This is a genomic window from Deltaproteobacteria bacterium (assembly GCA_020848905.1).
In the GTDB taxonomy this organism is placed as follows: domain Bacteria; phylum Myxococcota_A; class Polyangia.
Genome location: JADLHG010000038.1, coordinates 105,576 through 123,192 on the forward strand (window position 1 = coordinate 105,576; position 17,617 = coordinate 123,192).

The 17,617-nt window shown below is 71.4% G+C and carries 12 protein-coding genes; 4 read left to right on the plus strand and 8 right to left on the minus strand.

Going from position 1 to position 17,617, the window contains the following annotated elements:
- Nucleotides 1-36: 36 nt before the first annotated feature.
- Nucleotides 37-1,389, plus strand: a complete 1,353-nt coding sequence (locus tag IT371_16170; GenBank protein ID MCC6749199.1) for a serine hydrolase — start codon at nucleotides 37-39, stop codon at nucleotides 1,387-1,389.
- 6 nt (nucleotides 1,390-1,395) lie between these two features.
- Here the strand turns inward: IT371_16170 and IT371_16175 are convergent, their stop codons facing one another.
- The 5 genes from IT371_16175 to IT371_16195 form a co-directional block, all read right to left on the minus strand.
- Nucleotides 1,396-1,884: a TlpA family protein disulfide reductase gene (locus IT371_16175; protein MCC6749200.1), complete on the minus strand. Its 489-nt coding sequence runs from the start codon at nucleotides 1,882-1,884 to the stop codon at nucleotides 1,396-1,398.
- Between the two features lie 41 nt (nucleotides 1,885-1,925).
- Entirely contained in the window at nucleotides 1,926-2,735 is an 810-nt protein-coding gene (locus IT371_16180; protein MCC6749201.1) for a hypothetical protein, read from the minus strand.
- A gap of 3 nt (nucleotides 2,736-2,738) precedes the next feature.
- Nucleotides 2,739-3,824 carry a hypothetical protein gene (locus tag IT371_16185; GenBank protein ID MCC6749202.1) on the minus strand — a complete coding sequence of 362 codons (1,086 nt, stop codon included), beginning with the start codon at nucleotides 3,822-3,824 and terminating at the stop codon, nucleotides 2,739-2,741.
- 74 nt (nucleotides 3,825-3,898) lie between these two features.
- On the minus strand, nucleotides 3,899-5,023 hold the full coding sequence (locus tag IT371_16190) for a hypothetical protein (protein ID MCC6749203.1): 1,125 nt from the start codon (nucleotides 5,021-5,023) through the stop codon (nucleotides 3,899-3,901).
- A gap of 17 nt (nucleotides 5,024-5,040) precedes the next feature.
- Nucleotides 5,041-6,312, minus strand: coding sequence for a hypothetical protein (locus tag IT371_16195; GenBank protein MCC6749204.1), 1,272 nt, complete (start codon nucleotides 6,310-6,312; stop codon nucleotides 5,041-5,043).
- A gap of 119 nt (nucleotides 6,313-6,431) precedes the next feature.
- Here IT371_16195 and IT371_16200 point away from each other — a divergent pair, with 119 nt between their 5' ends.
- Nucleotides 6,432-7,805 carry an MATE family efflux transporter gene (locus IT371_16200; protein MCC6749205.1) on the plus strand — a complete coding sequence of 458 codons (1,374 nt, stop codon included), beginning with the start codon at nucleotides 6,432-6,434 and terminating at the stop codon, nucleotides 7,803-7,805.
- On the opposite strand, the gene IT371_16205 is transcribed toward IT371_16200, so the two are convergent.
- The 3 genes from IT371_16205 to IT371_16215 all read right to left on the minus strand — a co-directional run bounded on the left by IT371_16205 (nucleotide 7,806) and on the right by IT371_16215 (nucleotide 12,996).
- Complete coding sequence (locus IT371_16205) at nucleotides 7,806-10,127, minus strand: serine/threonine protein kinase (GenBank protein ID MCC6749206.1); 2,322 nt, start codon at nucleotides 10,125-10,127, stop codon at nucleotides 7,806-7,808. It abuts the gene before it with no gap.
- 216 nt (nucleotides 10,128-10,343) lie between these two features.
- Nucleotides 10,344-11,861 (minus strand): U32 family peptidase, encoded by a 1,518-nt coding sequence (locus tag IT371_16210; protein ID MCC6749207.1) that lies wholly within the window; start codon nucleotides 11,859-11,861, stop codon nucleotides 10,344-10,346.
- Between the two features lie 13 nt (nucleotides 11,862-11,874).
- Nucleotides 11,875-12,996 (minus strand): bifunctional 3-deoxy-7-phosphoheptulonate synthase/chorismate mutase, encoded by a 1,122-nt coding sequence (locus IT371_16215; protein ID MCC6749208.1) that lies wholly within the window; start codon nucleotides 12,994-12,996, stop codon nucleotides 11,875-11,877.
- Nucleotides 12,997-13,071: 75 nt separating this feature from the next.
- Between IT371_16215 and IT371_16220 the strand changes: the two genes are divergently transcribed.
- Nucleotides 13,072-14,556, plus strand: coding sequence for a MerR family transcriptional regulator (locus tag IT371_16220; GenBank protein ID MCC6749209.1), 1,485 nt, complete (start codon nucleotides 13,072-13,074; stop codon nucleotides 14,554-14,556).
- A gap of 142 nt (nucleotides 14,557-14,698) precedes the next feature.
- Nucleotides 14,699-17,566, plus strand: a complete 2,868-nt coding sequence (locus IT371_16225) for a PAS domain S-box protein (protein ID MCC6749210.1) — start codon at nucleotides 14,699-14,701, stop codon at nucleotides 17,564-17,566.
- Nucleotides 17,567-17,617 lie beyond the last annotated feature (51 nt).

The following is a 17,617-nucleotide window of genomic DNA, read 5'->3' on the forward strand; positions in this document are numbered from 1 at the left end:
CAGCCGCGACCCGACTCCCAGCCCGGAGTTCCCCTCATGCATCGCCCTCCTCGTCTCTCTCTTGGCGTCGGCCCCGCCTGGGCCGTCCTCCTCGCGCTCTCCTCGCCTCTGGCGGCCCACGCCGACTCGGCGCCGCTGGTCAGCGCGCGCGTGGCCGAGCTCAAGCCCCTTGTCGCGGAAAAGCCGAAGGACGTGACCGACCTCTTCGACGGAGCCTTCCTGGCGCAGGTCCCGGCCCCGAAGCTGGTCGAGGTCTTCCAGCAGTTCTACCGGCAGGCCGGCCCGGTGGCCGCAGCGGTACGCACCTCGGTCCAGCCTCCCTACCGGGCCGAGTACCGCTTCCTGACCCGCAGGGGCCGGCAGTTCCCCGTGCGCATCGGGCTGAGCAGCACGCCGCCGCACCGGATCACCACGCTCTGGTTCGGCCCCATCAGCGTCGCCGGCGCCACGATCCAGGATGGGCTCGCCGAGCTGAAGAAGCTCCCGGGAGAGGTCTCCTTCGCGCTCTGGGAGCTCGGCGCCGACGCGCCGCGCCCGGTGGCCGAGCTGAACCCGACGAAGGCGCTCGCCATCGGCTCCACCTTCAAGCTCTACATCCTGGGCGCGCTGATCGACGCCCTGGAGAAGGGGGAGAAGCGCTGGGACGAGCTCGTCCGCCTGCGGCGCGACCGCCGCTCTCTGCCGTCGGGGATCCTGCACGACTGGCCCGAACAGACGCCGCTCACCCTGCAGAGTCTGGCCTCGCTGATGGTCTCGATCAGCGACAACACCGCCACCGACCACCTGCTCTTCGCCGCGGGACGCGAGAAGGTCGAGGCGATGCTGGCTCCGATGGGCGTCGCGGCGCCGGCCCGCAATCGCCCCTTCCTGGCCACGCGAGAGCTCTTCTTCCTCAAGGAGCGCGGCCCGGCGGGGCTCGCCCGTCGCACCGCGTACCTCAAGCTCGACGAGGCCGCCCGCCGCCGGTATCTCGAGCGGGAGCTCGCGCGTCGCTCCCTCGACGGCTTTCTCGGGCTCGACCTCTCCACCCCGACGGCCATCGGGGCGCTCGAATGGTACGCCTCCGCCGCCGACCTCTGCCGGACCATGGACTGGCTACGGCGTCGCAGCGTCGGCCGCGCCTCCCCCGCCCGCGGGCTCCTCCGCATCAACAAGGGGCTCCTCTTCGCCGACGGCCGCTGGCGTTACGTGGGCTACAAGGGGGGCTCGGAGCCGGGGGTCCTGAACTTCACCTGGCTGCTCGAACGCAAGGACGGGAAGTGGTTCGCCCTCTCCGTGGGGTGGAACGACGCGAAGGCGCCCGTCACCGAGACGCGCCTCATCGAGATTGTGCAGGGGATGATCCTGGTCCTCGAGGGGGAGCTGGAGGCAAAGAAGGCGGTCCGTTGAGCGTGCTTATTTCAGGCGCTTGACGATCTCGCGCTCGAGGGGCGCCACCTCGGCGCTCTGCGCCACGAGGCGACCCGCCCCGTCGAGGAGGAAGGCCTGCGGCAAGCGGAGACTCTCCCCCTTCGCCACGCCGAAGCGCTTGGCCACCACCGTGTACTTGTCCCAGACCGCGACGAGCCCGAGTCCCTCGCCCTTGAAGTAGCTCGCCGCCCGCGCCCGCGCCTCCTCGCGATCCGCGTCCCCGGGCGGCACGGCGACCACCACCACGCGCAGCCCCCTGCCCGCGAGACGCCGCTCCAGAGCGGCCCACCGTGGAAGCGCCGCCTTGCAGGGCTTGCAGACCTCGGAGAAGAACTCCACCACCACGAGCCTGGCCTCCGCGCGCACCCGCTTCAGGCTCACGAGCCGGTCCGCGAAGTCGTAGAGCTCGAAGTCGCGCGACGGCTCGCCCCTCGCGCCGCCCGCACCGAGCAGGGAGAACGCGACGCACGCCACCGCGACCGTCTTCCGCGGGGCGCGCCGTTCGCTCCGGCCCATCACGACCCCGCGCGGGGGAGCCGCGCCACGAGCTGTCCCAGGCACTCGTCGAGCGCCTTCTTCACCGCCTCGGCGCGGCCGATGTGGCCGGCCTTGACCGGCCCGAGCTCGGCGCTCGCCTGCACCTTCCCGTCCACCGCGTCCACCAGGCGAAAGCCGCACCGCGCCTCGGCGTAGAACTCCCCGTCCGTGGACGTGAGGAAGCGCGCCCCGAAGGTGGCCACGAGCACCCGCGCCGCGAGCACCCGCGCCGCCGTCTGGAGCGCGACCGGCATCTCCCGCACCTCCTTGACCCCGAGTCGCTCGGGCGCCGGGCTCAGCCCGCGCTCGGTGAGAGCCGCCTCCACCCGCTGCGTGAGGCTCCCGGCGCAGGTCTCCGGCGTGTCGCTCTCGCAGGCCACGCCGAGGAGCACCCGGTTGGCCACCCGCGTCTGCGCCTTCTTCAGCTCCCTGCGCGGAAAGGCGACCAGCACCCACGCGTCCACGATGGTCCCCCCGCCCCCCTCGCGTCGCTCGAAGTACTCGTCCTCCACGAACTTGCCGCCGAGGCGCACCGTCGGATCGCCGACGGTCTGCCGGAGCTGCTGCTCGGCGTCGGCCTGGGCGCACTCGCGGGCCTGCCCCACGCTGGACCGCTCGCGACACGCCCCCGTGACGTAGAAGAAGTCGGGGTGGCTGCGATTCGGGCGCGGCACCCAGGCCGGGCGCACCACGCGCGTCCCCTGCCCCGAGAGCTGCACGTTGCCGCTCGGACAGGCCGTCAAGCCGAGCGCCAGGACCATTACGACGTTCCGTTTTAGTACGTTCATTCGCTATGGCTTCCTTCGGCGCAAGATGAGCCCGCTATCACCGACCACGAAAAGCGTGCCGTCGGCCGCGCCCCAAATAGAATACATCTTCTTGTTCTGCGAGGGCTTGGCCCCCTCGGGCATCACCTGAGCCACGCAGGTGGTCCCGCAGCGCTCGACCGGACTGAAGTCCGCGCCGTAGCCACCCCCCTCGCCCACGACGAAGAGGTCGCTCCCGGGGAGGAGCCAGAGGTCACGGGCCGTCCACCTGGCCCGGGCCGGGGCGGCGACCTTCCAGCTTCCCCCCGCGTACTCGAAGACCTCCGAGGAGGCCCCGACCGCGACGAGCCGCGACCCGTCCCCCGCCACCGCGTCGAGCGCCACGCGCTTGCCGAGGTTCTTCTCCACCCAGACCGAACCCGTGTAGTGCTTCGCGTGGGGCGAGTCCCCGACGATCGCGATCTCGTTCCCTTCCACCCAGAGGTCCACCCCGGAGAAGGCCAGGTTCACCTCGGGCACGGTCTCCCAGCGCGTGCCACCCGCGTGTCGGAAGAGGGCGTGGTAGGGCTTGCCGTTCGTGCTCCCCACCGCGTAGAGCTGCGCCGCCGTCCCCGCGATGGCGGCGATGCCGTAGCCCTCCTTGAGCTCCGTGCCGCTCGTCTTGTCGAAGAGCTGCTGCCTGGTCCAGGCGCGCCCGTCGTAGGCTACGAGGAGCGAGCCTCCCCCGGCGTAGAGCTCGCTCTTCGAGCGGCCCCAGATGGCCACGAGCCCACCGCTGGCGCCGAAGCTGTGCGTCACGCGCGACCAGTCGAGCCCCTGTCCCTGATAGGTGAGGATCGTCGGACCGGGCCCCACGGCCCAGACCTCGCTCGCACTCGCGCCCCAGACGGCCGCCAGGGCCGTATCCACGGGGCTGCGCATCACCTCCCAGCTCGAGGCGGCCGCGCTCTTCGAGCGGCAGAGGCCCTCCTCACAGACGAGGCCCGTCTTGCAGATCCCCTTGTCGTTGCACGGACCGCCCTCCTCCATCCCCGGGATCGAGACGCAGCGCAGCAGCCCCACCGCGAGCAGGAGCCCGGAGAGAAAACCGATCGTGCGGAGACGCTGCATGACGTGGCCCGACGCTGACCCCAGAGTTCACCTGATAGGTGCCGCCTGAGCGGCGAGATGGTACGTGAAGCACCTCAGAACCGTCCACCCCACCGGAGGGCGACACCCGAGGACGCGGCGGTCGCGGAGGGGAGTCGGTCGAGGCGGAAGCGACCCACGGTCACGGGCCGCTCCACGCGAGGCGCCGCGAGGATGAGCCAGAGCCCGATTCCGGCCGAGGCCGCGCCGATCCCCGTCAGCACCCAGCCCGTGGTCTGCGCCGACTTGGCTGCGCCGGCGGCCGTCTCGAGCTCGCTCGGCGAGGCGGCCTCTCGCGCCTTGTTCACCTCCTGCGCGGTCTTGGCGGCGAGGTAATAAGCGCCCGTGGCGCCGAAGACGACGCCCGTGCTGAGCGCGAGGTACCCGTAGATCAGCATGGCCGACCGACGCCGAGCACGCTGGCCGAGATCCTCCTGGCGCCGCGCCTCCTCGGCCGCCACGAGCTGAACCCGGCGCTGCTCCTCGGCCCGACGCGCGCGCTCCTCCTGCTTGCGGGCGAGCTCCTCGGGCGTGTCGGCCGGAGGCGCCGGTTCCGCGGATCGCGCCGCGGCCACACCGTCGGGCTCCCCGGCCCCCTCCGTCGGCGCCGGCCCCGAGAGGTCCCGCCCACGGCCGGTCCCCCCCTCGGGCGCACGCGCTCCCGCCGCACCGCCACCACCGCTCCCCGCGCCGCCGCTCACCAGCTCCGCGACCCGCTCCACCGCCGTGAGCAGCCGATCGTCCCGGGTCCCCTTCGGCAGCGCCGCCGCCTGCGCTTGCCCGCCCCCCGTCACGGCCTCCTTGGCCAGGTCCACCAGTTCCGCGTTCATGAGGTAGCTGCTCCCGACGCGGGTCAGCTTCGTGCGCAAGATGGTGTCCGCGGACACCGCCTGCCCGAGCGGGATCTGGCAGCGCGTGTCGTAGCAGGCCCGGTAGCTCTCGCGCTTCTGCTGCTTGACCAGCCGCCTCAGCGCCTCGGCCTGGCGGGACTTGTCGATCACGATGAAGCGCCCGCTCTGCGCGAGGCGGGCCCGCAGCGCGTCGGTGAGACTCTCGACGAGCGACGGGGACAGGCTGCGCGTCGCGTCCTCGAGGGCCATCACGGCGAGCTTGGGCTTCGACTCCCCGCGTGCCACGCTCGGCGCGCCCCCGACGAGGAGGGCCAGCACCGCGAACCGCATGCCAAGGGCCCGGCGTTTCACGGGAGCGACGACCCACCCCAGGTGGCGGCGAGCCAGGCCTCCGCCCCCTCCGGGGTCCGCAGGCACTCGGTCGCCGCGCCGTCGTCCCACACCAGCCCGGGCAGTCCCCGCATGAACCGATGCGCCACCGACTCGGTGTAGTGCCCGACCCCCGGCACGACGAGGAGCTGCCCCTCGGCCGCCTCGGGGAGCCGCACCTCGCGCGCGAGCACTCCCGCCTCGGAACAGGTCGCATCGCCCACCGCCGCGACCGAAGACGCCCCTCCCGACGCGGCCCCGTCCACGACCAGCATGGAGAAGGTTCGGCCGCCGAAGGGCTGGAGGTAGTTGCAGGCCAGATCCACGATGGCCCACCGCGCCTCCCCCGCGCGACGCTCGCCGAGCACGCGACAGAGCGCCACCGCCGCGTCCTCCACCACGTAGCGCCCCGGCTCGAGCACGAGCTCCACGGGCCAGGGGAGCAGCGACCGCAGCTCCTGCGCCAGGGTGTCGACGAACGCCGCGATCGGCCATCCCGCGCGCTCGAGCGCCGAGGCCGCCGCCAGCCCACCCCCGAGGTTCAGCTGCCGCACCTTCATCCCGAACGCCTCGTGCAGCGCTCGCGCGAAGGCCCCGAGCTCCTTCCCCACCACGACGTGGTCGGTCGGGCTCGTGCGACCGGCCAGGCAGTGCCCGTGCAGCCCCACGAGCTCGAGCGACGGCCGCGCGGCGACGAGCCGCGCCGCCTCCAGGGCCTCTCCGCTCTCGAGGTCGAAGCCGAGACGCCCGTCGCGTTCGAGATAGCCTCGCGCCGTGCCCGGATGCACGCGCAAGAAGATGGGCCGCTTCCGTCCCGCCGCAGCGTGGGCGCGCGCCACCCGCTCGAGGTCCGCCCGCGTGTTGAGCCCCACGAGGCCCACGTCGTGCGCCACGAGCAACCCGAGCTCTTCGTCGCTCAGCGCGACCGCATTCCAGCAGATCTCGGCGGGGGCCACCCCGCTGCGCAGCGCGAGCAGGAGCTCTCCCCCCGAGCAGACCTCGAGCCCCAGCCCCTCGCGCACGACCGTCTGCTGGACCCGCCCCACGTAGCAGGCCTTGCTCGAGAAGAAGCCGCGCCCGTGCCCCACGAGCGCCTCCCGCAGCGCCTGCGCGTTCTTCGCCACGCGCGGCCCCGAGAGCAGCACCGACGGCGTGCCGTACTGCTCCGCCACCTCGCGCAGCACGCGTCCGCGGAAGGCGAGCCCGGCCACCGCGGGGAGCAGCCCCTCGCACTCTCTCGTCGTCCGCACCCGGATTTTCTCAGAGGACAGCGTCACGCGGCCCTACTATCCTCTCCGGCTGCGGGCCACGCAAGGCCCCGCTGAACGCTGAAGGCGGCCCTCCCGCTCCAGCGACCCGTCCACCGCCCATGCCTTCGCACGATCCCTCCGCTGCCCCCGAGCTCCGCATCCCGAGCGACGCGCGCGGCGTCCTGCGCCTCGCGCTCCCCGTCGTGCTCTCGATGCTGGCCCACAACCTCATGGGCATCACCGACACCTTCTATATGGGCTGGGTGGGCAACGCCGCGCAGGCCGCGCTCGGCCTCGGCGCCGTCCTATCGTGGACCCTGCTCTCCCTCTTCATCGGCACGCTCTCGGTGATCAATACCTACGTGGCGCAGCTCTACGGCGCGCGCGAGTACGCGCGCTGCGGGGGCTACCTCTGGCTCGGCCTGCTCCTCGCCGCCGGCTTCTCGCTCCTCGCGCTGGCCGTCACCCCGGCCGTGGATGGACTCCTCCGGCTCCTCGGCACCGACCCGTCGGTCACCCCCATCGCCGGCGCCTACATCCGCATCCGCCTCTTCGGCGCCCCGGCGACGCTCGCCGAGATCTGCTTCGTCAGCTTCCTGCGCGGCATCGGCGACACGCGCACCCCCATGCTCGTGGCCATCGGAGCCGTGCTCCTCAACGTAGTCCTCGACTACTGGCTCGTCTTCGGCGGCCTCGGGATTCCGCCCCTCGGCGCCAACGGTGCGGCCTACGCCACCGTCGTGGCCATCACCCTGCAGGCCACCGTCCTCGGCGCGCTGACCCTCCGGTCCGCGCTACGCCGGACCTACGGTCTCGGCTGGCCGCGCACGCTCGACCGCCGCGCGCTCCTCGAGCTCCTCAAGGTGGGTTCTCCGATCGGCGCCGGCTGGCTGCAAGACAGCCTCATCTGGACCATCTTCACCGGCTTCGTCTCGCGCTCGGGCGACGCGGTGCTCGCGGCGCACAACGTGGTGGTCCAGGTCGTGCTCTTCTCGTACCTGCCGGGGATGGCCCTCTCCGTCGCCGCCACGACCCTCGTCGGGCAGCACCTCGGCGCGCGCGCCCCCGCCCTCGCGCGCCGCACCGGCGTCCTCGTGCTGCGCATCGCCACGGCCTACATGGGGACGATGGGCCTCATCTTTCTCTGCTTCGGCAGCCTCATCGCGCGGGCCTTCAACCGCGATCCCCTCGTGGTCTCGACGGCGCACGACCTCTTCCTCTTCGCCGCGGGCTTTCAGCTCTTCGACGCCATCGGCGTGACCAGCTCCGGCATCCTGCGTGGCGCCGGCAATACCCGCTACCCGATGCTCGTGAGCACCCTCTCCGCCTGGGCGGTCTTCTTCCCGCTCCTATTGCTCTTGCGCCTGCGCTTCGGCTGGGGGGTCTACGGCTGCTGGCTCGCCGCCCTGCTCTACATCTTCGCCCTCGGCGTGGCCCTCTACCTGAAGGTTCGCCGCCTGCGCTGGGACGAGATCGGCTTGCTCACTCGTTGATCACGGCAGGCGATACTTCGCCTCGGTCACCGCACCCGGCTTCACCCATACGATCTTCTTGCGCGTCACGCCGAGCTCGCTGTTGCGCAGGACCAGCGTATGCGGCCCCTCCATCACCGAGACCGGCTCGATGGGGGTCGTGCCGAGCGAGCGCCCGTCGAGGGAGACCGTGGCCCACGGCTGCACGCGGATCATGAGTCGCCCCCGCTGGGGCTTGAGCTCGACCTTGGCGTGCCCTCCGCCGGAGACATGCACCCGGCGCCGGATCGTATAGCCCAGCGTGGGGCTGCGGACCTCGAGGCGGTGTCCGCCCTTGCCGAGCGAGAGCCGCCGGAGCGGAAGCTCTCCGACCTCGCGCCCATCCACGAGCACCGTCCCGGGGCCCGGGGCGCTCACCGAGAGCAGCCCCCGCCGCGCGCCCGCGTGGGGGCGCTTCGTCGAGCCCGCCGAGGGTCCCGGGTCGTCGAGGCTGTCGTCCCCCGGCTCGGTCACCGGGTCGCTCGCGCGCAGGTCGGCGACGACCCCCACGTCGGCAGGTCCGCTTCCCACGTCCGGCGGCAGCACCCCGGAATCCCGCCGGACGGCCACGACGCCGGGCCCCGGACCCAGGTCGGCTCCTCCCACCTGCAGCGCCACGCCGGTGGCCCCACCGTCGGCGGGCTTGAGCAGCACGCGATAGGTCAGGGCCGCGGCGAAGACCAGCACGACGGCCGCGATGCCGAAGAGCAAGACCGACCAGAGGCGCGAGCGCCGGGGCGCCGCGAAGGGCTGCGCCTGCCGCCGCACCTGCGAGGCCGAGGCCTGCGCTCCCGCGTAGCTCGCCGGAACCGACCGGGCCGCCTGCCCGGGGTGCGAGGACCCCCGCGACATCGGGTACTGCACCTCCGCTCCGGCGAGGTCGATCGTCTCGCGCCCGGTGTCGTAGGCCCTGGCGCTCGGAGCCGAGTAGCGCCCCGGCGACGAGGTCTGGAGCTGCGTGTCCGCGAGCGCCCGCTCGTGCGTGATGCGCCCGAGGTCCCCCGAAACGGGAAGATCCTGCGAGTCCCGAAGCGGGTCGAACGGCTCGTAGAAGTCGTCCACCGAGCGATCCGCGCTCTCGTCGATCGAGCGGTCGCCGCTCTCGTCGACCGAGCGGTCGCCGCTCTCCTCGAGGTAGCGCTCCTCGCTCTCCTCGAGCCGCGGGGGATAGATGCCGCGGCTCGACGCGGTGGGGGTCGCCGGTCCCGTCCGCGTCGACGGTACGTGCCGCACCTCGCCCGACCCGAGCGCCCGAACGCCACGCGCGGACGGCGTCGTCGGACCGGTCCGCGTCTCGCGCTGCACCGACGGGTTGCGCGGCGTCGAGACGCCTCCCGAGAGCAGCCGCGCCACCTCGGGGTCGCGCTCGGGCCCCGGCGGGAAGAGGTCGGCCATGTACTGCGCCAGGTGGTAGGGCAGCACGGTGCTCCCGGTCTGCACCATGTAGGCCTCGAGGTCCGACTGGATCTCGCCCGCGTGTTGATAGCGCAGGCTCCGCTCCTTCGTGAGCGCCCGCATCACGACGCGCTCCAGCACCTCCGGAAGCGACGGCACGAGCTGGCGCGGCAGGGTCGGATCGTCGTAGGCAATGCGGTGGATGAGCTGGCCGTAGTTGTCTCCGTCGAAAGGCAAGCACCCGCAGAGCAGGCGGTAGAGCACGACCCCCATGGCGAAGAGGTCGGCCCGTCGGTCGACCGGCTTGCCCTCGATCATCTCCGGGGACATGTAGTTGTACTTGCCCTTGAGCGTCCCCGTGCTGGTGTTGCTGTTGACGTTGCGGGCCTTGGCGATGCCGAAGTCCACCAGCTTGACCTGCCCCGCGTAGGTCACGAGCACGTTCTCGAGCGAGACGTCGCGGTGGATGATCTCGAGCGGGTGCCCGTCGGTGTCCCTCAGGCTATGAGCGTATTCGAGCGCGCCGCACGCGTCGGCCACCATGCGCAGCGCGATGGGGACCGGGATGGCCTTCCTCTGCTCCTCGGCCACGCGGGCGATGACCCCGAGGTTCCGCCCCTCGATGTACTCCATCGCCATGTAGTGGATCTCGTCGTCCATGCCGAAGTCGAAGATCTGGACCACGTTGGGGTGGTTCAGCATGGCGGCGAGCTTCGCCTCGTTGTGGAACATGTCGATGAACTGCTGGTCGTCGGCCAGGTTGGGCAGGATGACCTTCAGGACGAGGGTCTTCGCAAAGCCCGAAGGGCCCGTCTGCCGGGCGATGTAGAGCTCGGACATCCCCCCGGTGGCGAGCTTGCCCAGGATGGTGTACCGCGCGATCTGCTGCCCGGGACTGAGGAGGGGCATCGGCCGATTTAGTCTACCTCAGATGCAACGTCGCCACAGGTCTGGGCCCTCCGAGGGGCTTTGGCCCTTCGCCGCGACGCGCCAGGTTGGTCGACGACCTTTCGGTTAGCACGCGACTGCGCCCCAGCGCAAACGAAAGGGACCGACCGGAGGGGAGGGAAGGGCTCGCACGGAGCGCGAGGTGGGCGCCAGCACGGCGCAGGGAGCGTCCGGCGACTACTCGTCCATCGGGCAGGAGGGGAGGCTCTCCGCGGTGGCCTTGGCCCGCAGCTTCCGCGCCAGCGCCGACTCGGCCAGCGTCGAGAGGTCGTCGGTCTGGCTCATCGCAGCGCCGCCCGGAGCGGCGTTCGTCGTCGAGGAGGGCGCCGCCGAACGGAGGCCTGCGCCCCCCGCCGCGCCCTGCTTTGCGGTCGTGGCCGAACGCTTCGCGCGCCACTCCTCGAGCGTGGTCTTCGCCACCTCCACCAGCCGCTGCGCAGCCTCCACCACGTCGCCCGGCTTCATCAGCCAGAACTTGCCGGTGTGCATGTCCTCGAAGATGTCGCGATACGTGGCGAGAACCTTCCGCCGGTAGCTGGGCTCGATGGTGAGCGCCCGGTCGGCGAAATCGTGGCAGTAGCGGCACTTCTCGCAGTCGACGTCGATGCACGACTCCTTCAGGAAGCGGTCGATGAAGCCGTCCATCTTGCGGTTATCGAGATAGAGCGGCTGCTGGCCATCGGGCATCGGGTAGAGCAGCCCCATCTGCTTGCCGAGCGTCATCAGCTTCGGCATCTTGGCCACGTTCACCTGCCCCGGCTTGAAGAAGTACTTCACCGCGCGCTTCAGGCTGTACGCGTCCCGCTGCGCCTGCGTCGTGTACGACGACTCGGGGTACTGGAAGGGCAGCACCATGTCGAAGAAGTTCCCGTCGTAGCGACGGTTGGCGTAGGCCTGCACGCGGTTGAGCAGCACCGGGGTCGGCGTGTTGCGCTCGACGATCTTGAAGTAGTCGTAGCCCATCGCCTCGTAGTGGTGCATGTCCTCGGGGCGGATCCAGTTGGCGCGCACGTAGTTCACCGGCTCGCGCAGCCGGTAATCGAGGCAGAAGAGCATGTGGTAGTCGAGCGGGTAGCTCTTCTTCTGGCCCTTACCGTGCTGCGAGGCGTGGCTCAGGCTCGAGGCGTGCGTCCCGGCGATCGCGCAGTCCGTCCGGCACGAGTTGTTGGCGATGAGCTGCAGGTCGCACTTCACCGACTCGCGGATCGTGCGCAGCGCCTCGAACTCGCGATAGAAGGCCGTCTCGTTGAGCACGATGCAGTCCGCGCCGTGGTCCTCCCAGAAGCGCGCCTTGCGCACGCTGTCGGTGAAGCGGTGCGAGCTGATGCGAACGCGCAGGTTCGGGTAGCAGCGCTTGATCATCTGCAGCAGATAGATCTGCCCGACGGTCACGCTGTCGCAGCCCGCCTCGCTCACCCAGTCGAGCGTCTTGCGGATCTCCGTCTGCCCCTCGCGCGTGTACTCGCGGTTCCCCATGCACGAGGCGTTCATCAGGTAATTGAACTGGATCCCCATGCCGTGGACCTTCTTCACGAAGCGTTCCACGGTCTGCTTGTTCGCGGGAGGCAGGTAGAAGCTCGGACGACCGCCGCCGGCGTAGTCCTGCGTCACCTTCCCGTAGACCTCCTGGATCGGATATCCCTTGAGGCCGTCGATCAGCGCCTCGTCGAAGTTGCAGGCCACACTCAGTCGCATCGTCTCCTCCGATTTAGGCGCGGGACCCGAGGGCGCGCGCGGTATGCGAAAGCTGATCGAGCACCTCTCGCTGCAGGCGCTCGAAGTCCCCTAGAGAAAGCTGCTGCTGCGCGTCGGAGAGGGCGACGTCGGGGTCCGGGTGGACCTCCAGCATCACCGCGTGGGCCCCGACGGCGAAGGCCGCCGTGGTGAGCGGCGCGAGGATGTCCCGTCGCCCCGCCGCGTGGCTCACGTCCACCACCACCGGCAGGCGCGACTGCTGCAGGAGCAGCGGCACGGCCGACAGGTCGAGCGTGGCGCGCGTCTCCTGGCCGAAGGCCCGCACCCCGCGCTCGCACAGGATGATCCGCTCGTTGCCCCCGAGCGCCACGTACTCGGCCGCGCAGAGCCACTCGTCGATCGTCGCGCTGAAGGCCCGCTTGAGGAGCACCGGCTTGTCGATGCGCCCGACCTCGCGCAGCAGGTCGTAGTTGTACATGTTGCGCGCGCCGATCTGGATCACGTCCACGTACTCGGCCACCACCGGCAGGTTCGAGAGGCTCGTGGCCTCGCTCACCGTCACGAGCCCGTAGCGCCGCGCCACCTGCGCGAGGAGCCGGAGCCCCTCCTCGCCGAGGCCCTGGAAGGCGTAGGGCGAGGTCCGCGGCTTGTACGCGCCGGCGCGGAAGAACTTCACCCCGCGCGCCGCCAGGCCGCGAGCCGCGAGCTCGAGCTGCTCCTCGCTCTCGACCGAGCAGGGCCCGGCGATGTAGAGCCGCCCGCCGTCCCCCACGCGCTGCCCGCGCACGTCGACCACCACCCGGGGGCCCGAGGCGCTCGAGACCTTGAGCGCCTTCTGCGTGTCCCCGGACATCGTGGCCACCGAGGCGTCCAGGATCGAGCGAAAGAGCGCCTTCACGGTGGGCTCGTCGAGCGGCCCCTGGTTCGCGACCGCGAGCTGCCCGAGGAGCTGCGCTTCCCGGTGCGCGTCGCGGATCGGCAGGCCCGCCTGGTGCTTGTGCCGCGCGATGTCGAGGGCGATCCCGGCTCGGCGGTTGAGCAGCGAGAGGATCTCGAGGCTCACCTCCTCCACCTTCTGGCGGAGGGTCCTGAGCGCCTCGGCGCCGGGCGTCCCAGATGTTGGATTGTCGGCCATGGTGTGGGATCCTTTGGTCAGGGGGCTGATGTATGGTTCTTTTAGACAAGGTTGTATAGATTAGCAATACATAAGATGCAAATATTTTCGATGAGTCAGCTCGTGCGGCTTTCGGGCGTGCACCGGCAGACGATCCATTACTACCTGCGGGAAGGACTCCTTCCGCCCCCGGCGGACGGGGCGGGGACGCGCAACGCCCGCTACTCCGACCGGCACCTGGCCCTGCTCCAGCTGGTGCGGCGGCTCCGCAGCGAGGAGGGGCTCTCCCTCGACGCCATCCGGCATCGCCTGCAGTCCGCGGCCTACGATCCGCAGCGCGTGCAGGCGGAGCTCTCCGGACGGCCGGCGCCGGCGGACCTCGCCCCCCGCTCCCTCTCGGCCGAGCCCTTCTCCGCCACCGAGCTCGCCTCGCGCGCCAACTGCACCGAGGACGAGGTGAAGGCCTTCACCGAACTCGGGCTCCTCGCCCGCATCGCCGGCGACCTCGAAGAGCGTTACGAGCCCGAGGCGCTCTCGGTCCTCGGCGCCGCGCTCGAGCTCAAGCAGCTCGGCCTCGACGAGGCGCACGTCGTGCACCTCGCGCAGCTCTCCCGCGAGATCGGAAAGGCCGAGGTGGCCGCGCTCTCGGTGGAGGTGCTCACCGCGTCGGGGTCGCGCCCGTCGGTGGACCACTACGTGCGCGAACGCTTCTCGCGCGTCGGCGAGCTGGTGGTGGCCCTGCGCGGCTCCGAGGTGGCCGCGGCTCTGCGCGCGCTCTCCGAGGTGGCCCCGCGGGCGCGCTCCTTCGCCGCCGACGCGATCTACGTGCCGAGCCCGCTCTTCATCGAGCGCTACGGCCTCGACACCGAGCTCGAGCACGCGCGCCGCCAGGTCGCGGCGCAACCCGAGGACCCCGTCGCCCTGCTCACGCTCGGGCGGCTGCTCCTCGGGCTCGGTCACTACGACGAGGCCGCGCGCTGGTGCCAGGAGAGCCTGAAGCGCCGGCCCCGCTTCGCCGAGGCCGCGTGCTACCTCGGGCTGACGCAGGCCCTCGCGGGGCGGCTCCTCCCCGCGGTGGCGTCGTGCCGCCGCGCCGTGGAGCTCGCCCCCGAGTCACCGCGCTGCCGCACCTTCTACGGCGTGGTGCTGGCCATGCACGCCGTCGCCACGACGGGCCTCGCGAACGCCACCGAGGTGCTGCAGAGCGCGCTCGCCGAGGCCGTGCAGTCGCGCAAGCTCCCCTTCCCCGACGAACGCGAGGAGCTCGAGACGCTCATCGCGCGGGGGCGCGTCCTCGCCGTGCTCCCCCGCGAGCTCGACGCGCATCGCATGGGGCTCGAGGACCTGCAGCAGGTGCTCGAGCTGACCCGGCACGCGCACGACGGCGAGCGCGGGCTCGAGTTCTCGGGCTCGGCCGCCCTCTATCGGCTCCACGCACTCTTCTACCTCGGGGTCGCGGCGATCGAGCGCGGCGACGTGGCTCTCGGCCGCGAGTGGCTGCAGGAGTGCATCACCATCGACCCGGTGAGCATCTTCGCCAAGCGCGCCTACGAACACCTGAGCTCGCTCATGCGCCGCTGATCCTCCGCGAATAGGCACATACTGACCCGTTTTCCCACTTTGCGCCCGTCGGAGGCGCGTCGCGCTGCCTGGCGAGACAGGCCGCGTGCCTCGCGAGACAGGCGCCGGCCTCCCGGTCGCGTGGGAGACTCTCGCCTCACGCATGACCAGCTCCACGACGCATGGCGCGCCCGCTCCGGAGTCGCCGAGTCTCACGGCGCGCAAGGCGTTCCTCGAGCTCGGTGAGCGGGACGCGCGCCTCCTGCGCGACCTCTCCGAGGCGATGGCTCGCGTGCGCCCGCGGATCGTGGACCGTCTCTACGAACGGCTCCTCGCGTCTCCCGAGACCCGGCCGCTGCTCGAGCGCACCGACCTCGCGACGCTGCGGCAGCGCCAGGGGCGCTACTTCGACTCGCTCTTCGAGGGAACCTACGACGAGGCCTACGCGAAAGACCGACAGCGCATCGGGGAGACGCACTTCCGCCTCGGCGTGAAGCCCTCCTGGTATCTCGGCACCTACGCCCTCTACGTACGGCTGGTCGTCGAGGAGCTCGAGGGCCTCACCGGGGGGGACTGGGAGCGCGCGATCCCGATCCTGAACGCCTTCGTCAAGGTGGCCTTCCTCGACATGACCCTCGCCCTCGAGACCTACGAGGCGGCCCACGTCGGACACATCCACGACCTGAAGCGCCTGAACGACCTCATCGTGGCCAGCGTCCCGGCAGGCCTCGTCCTGGCCGACGCCGGGCTGCGGGTGCTCGCCGCCAACCGCCCCTTGCTCGGCCCGCGCGAGGAGCCCCGCCCGAGCATCGTGGGCGCCTCGGTGATGGAGGTCCTCGGGATCCCGGAGCTCGCGCCGCACCTCGAGGCCGCGCTCGGCTCGGGGCGTCCGGCCTCGGGCCTGCTCTTCACCGCCGCGGGTGGCGGCGTCCCGGCGCCGCGACCGGTGCGCGTGGCCATCACGGCGGTCGAGCCGCTGGCCGCAGAACAGGTCGAGCGCCTGCTGGTCGTGGTCGAGGATCTCTCGGAGGAGGAGCGACTCGCGGCGACGGCCCGCGCCTCGGAAGAGCGTTTCCACAGGGTGGTGGAGAGCGCGAGCGACGGGATCGTGCTCACCAACGAACGCGGCCTCATCACCTACTTCAACCGCGCCGCCGAGCAGATGTTCGGCTGGCGTCGCGAGGAGGTCTGGGGCAGACCGCTCGAGCTGCTCCTCCCCGAGGCGGAGCGCGCCCGGCACGCCTCCGCGGTCCGGGGCGCCGGGGAGTCGCCGGAGGCGATGTGCGGCGTGCGAGCCGTCCACGGCCGGCGCAAGGACGGCACCTCCTTCCCGGCGGAGTGCGCCGTCAGCCTGCACGGCGAAGGAGAGCAGCTCGGCTATACGGCCGTCCTTCGCGACGTCTCGGCGCGCCACGCCTCGGAGGAGGCGCTGCGCCGGTCGGAGGCGAGCTTCCGCGCGCTCATCGAGCACTCGCCGGACGCGGTGGCCGTGGTCCGGCAGGGGCGCTTCGTCTACGTCAACCCGAGTCTGCTCGCGCTCCTCGGCCACGAGAAGCCCGAGGCTCTGCTCGGGCAGCCGGCCGTGCTGCTCGCCGTCCCCGACGAGCGCGAACCGATGGCGCACTACCTGCGCCAGCTCGAGGAGCAGCCCACGACGCAGCCCGCCGTCGAGCGCCGCTGGGTTCGCCGCGACGGGAGCACGGTGGACGTGGAGATCACCACCCTGCCGGTGATCTTCGACGGTCAGCCGGCGGTGGCGGGCGTGGCGCGCGACCTCGGCGCCCGGCGTCAGCTCGCGGCCAAGATGATGCAGATGGACCGCATGATCGCGGTGGGGACGATGGCCGCCGGCGTGGGGCACGAGATCAACAATCCCCTCTGCTACGTCCTCGGCAACCTCGGCTTCCTCGGCGAGCAGCTTCGGCGGCTCTTCGCCGAGCTCGGGCGAGGCTCCGCCGACGCGCCGGATGCCGCACGGCCGACGGCCCCCCGACTCCACGAGGACGCGACCTGGATCGCTGAGGTCGAGGGGGCGCTCCGCGAAGCCCAGGAGGGAGCCGAGCGCGTGCGGACCATCGTGCGCGACCTCAAGACCTTCGCCCGCTCGGACCAGGAGGTCCGGGCCCCCGTGCACGTCGAGCGCGTGCTCGCCTCGGCGATCAACATGGCCTGGACCGAGATCCGCCACCGCGCGCGCCTGGTGCAGGAGATCTCTCCCACGCCCCCCGTGCTGGCCAACGAGTCCCGCCTGGGCCAGGTCTTCCTGAACCTGCTCGTCAACGCGGCCCAGGCCATCCCCGAGGACCGGAGCGACGACCACTGCATCCGGGTGCGAACCTCGCTTCGGGCGAGTCAGGTAGCCCAGGTAGCGATCGAGGTCCACGACACGGGGGCCGGCATCGCGCCCGAGCACCTGGCTCGCATCTTCGATCCTTTCTTCACCACCAAGCCGATGGGACAGGGGACCGGGCTCGGGCTGAGCATCTGCCAGGGGCTGGTGCAAGCCATGGGCGGACAGATCGAGGTCGAGAGCCAGCTCGGTCGCGGGAGCTGTTTCCGGGTCCTGCTCCCGGCCGCCCTGGAGCCGGTGGAAGCGACGGAGGCCACGGCCGACGCGGAGCCCTCACGTCGCCGTGCTCCCCGGAGTCGGGTCCTGATCGTGGACGACGAACCGCTCGTGGCGCAGTCCCTCGAGCGCACCCTGCGGGACCTGCACGAGGTGGAGAGCGTGACCACCGCGCAGGCCGCCCTGCGGCACCTCGCCGAAGGCAAGCGCTACGACCTCATCCTCTGCGATCTGATGTTGCCGCAGATGTCCGGCATTGATCTCTACCAGGAGCTCCTGGCCCGCGCCCCCGAGCTGGCCGAACGGATGCTCTTCATCACCGGCGGCGCCTTCACCCCCCGCGCCCGCCAGTTCCTCGAGGAATCCCGCCGGCCGTGGCTGGAAAAACCCCTGGGTCCCGAGCAGCTCCGCCGCTTCGTGGCCGAGCACCTGGAGAAGCTCGCCGCGCGCCCGACCGCCCGATAGCTCCGCCCCGCCAGCGCTCCTCCCATTTTCTGCACCGTTTCGCCCCGACCT

What these genes read in the sequence shown, in the direction of transcription:
- IT371_16185 (MCC6749202.1), bottom strand. Translation starts at nt 3,824, where the DNA reads ATGCAGCGTCTCCGCACGATCGGTTTTCTCTCCGGGCTCCTGCTCGCG.
- IT371_16200 (MCC6749205.1), top strand. Translation starts at nt 6,432, where the DNA reads ATGCCTTCGCACGATCCCTCCGCTGCCCCCGAGCTCCGCATCCCGAGC.
- IT371_16180 (MCC6749201.1), bottom strand. Translation starts at nt 2,735, where the DNA reads ATGAACGTACTAAAACGGAACGTCGTAATGGTCCTGGCGCTCGGCTTG.
- IT371_16205 (MCC6749206.1), bottom strand. Translation starts at nt 10,127, where the DNA reads ATGCCCCTCCTCAGTCCCGGGCAGCAGATCGCGCGGTACACCATCCTG.
- IT371_16215 (MCC6749208.1), bottom strand. Translation starts at nt 12,996, where the DNA reads ATGGCCGACAATCCAACATCTGGGACGCCCGGCGCCGAGGCGCTCAGG.
- IT371_16190 (MCC6749203.1), bottom strand. Translation starts at nt 5,023, where the DNA reads ATGCGGTTCGCGGTGCTGGCCCTCCTCGTCGGGGGCGCGCCGAGCGTG.
- IT371_16220 (MCC6749209.1), top strand. Translation starts at nt 13,072, where the DNA reads ATGCAAATATTTTCGATGAGTCAGCTCGTGCGGCTTTCGGGCGTGCAC.
- IT371_16210 (MCC6749207.1), bottom strand. Translation starts at nt 11,861, where the DNA reads ATGCGACTGAGTGTGGCCTGCAACTTCGACGAGGCGCTGATCGACGGC.
- IT371_16170 (MCC6749199.1), top strand. Translation starts at nt 37, where the DNA reads ATGCATCGCCCTCCTCGTCTCTCTCTTGGCGTCGGCCCCGCCTGGGCC.
- IT371_16225 (MCC6749210.1), top strand. Translation starts at nt 14,699, where the DNA reads ATGACCAGCTCCACGACGCATGGCGCGCCCGCTCCGGAGTCGCCGAGT.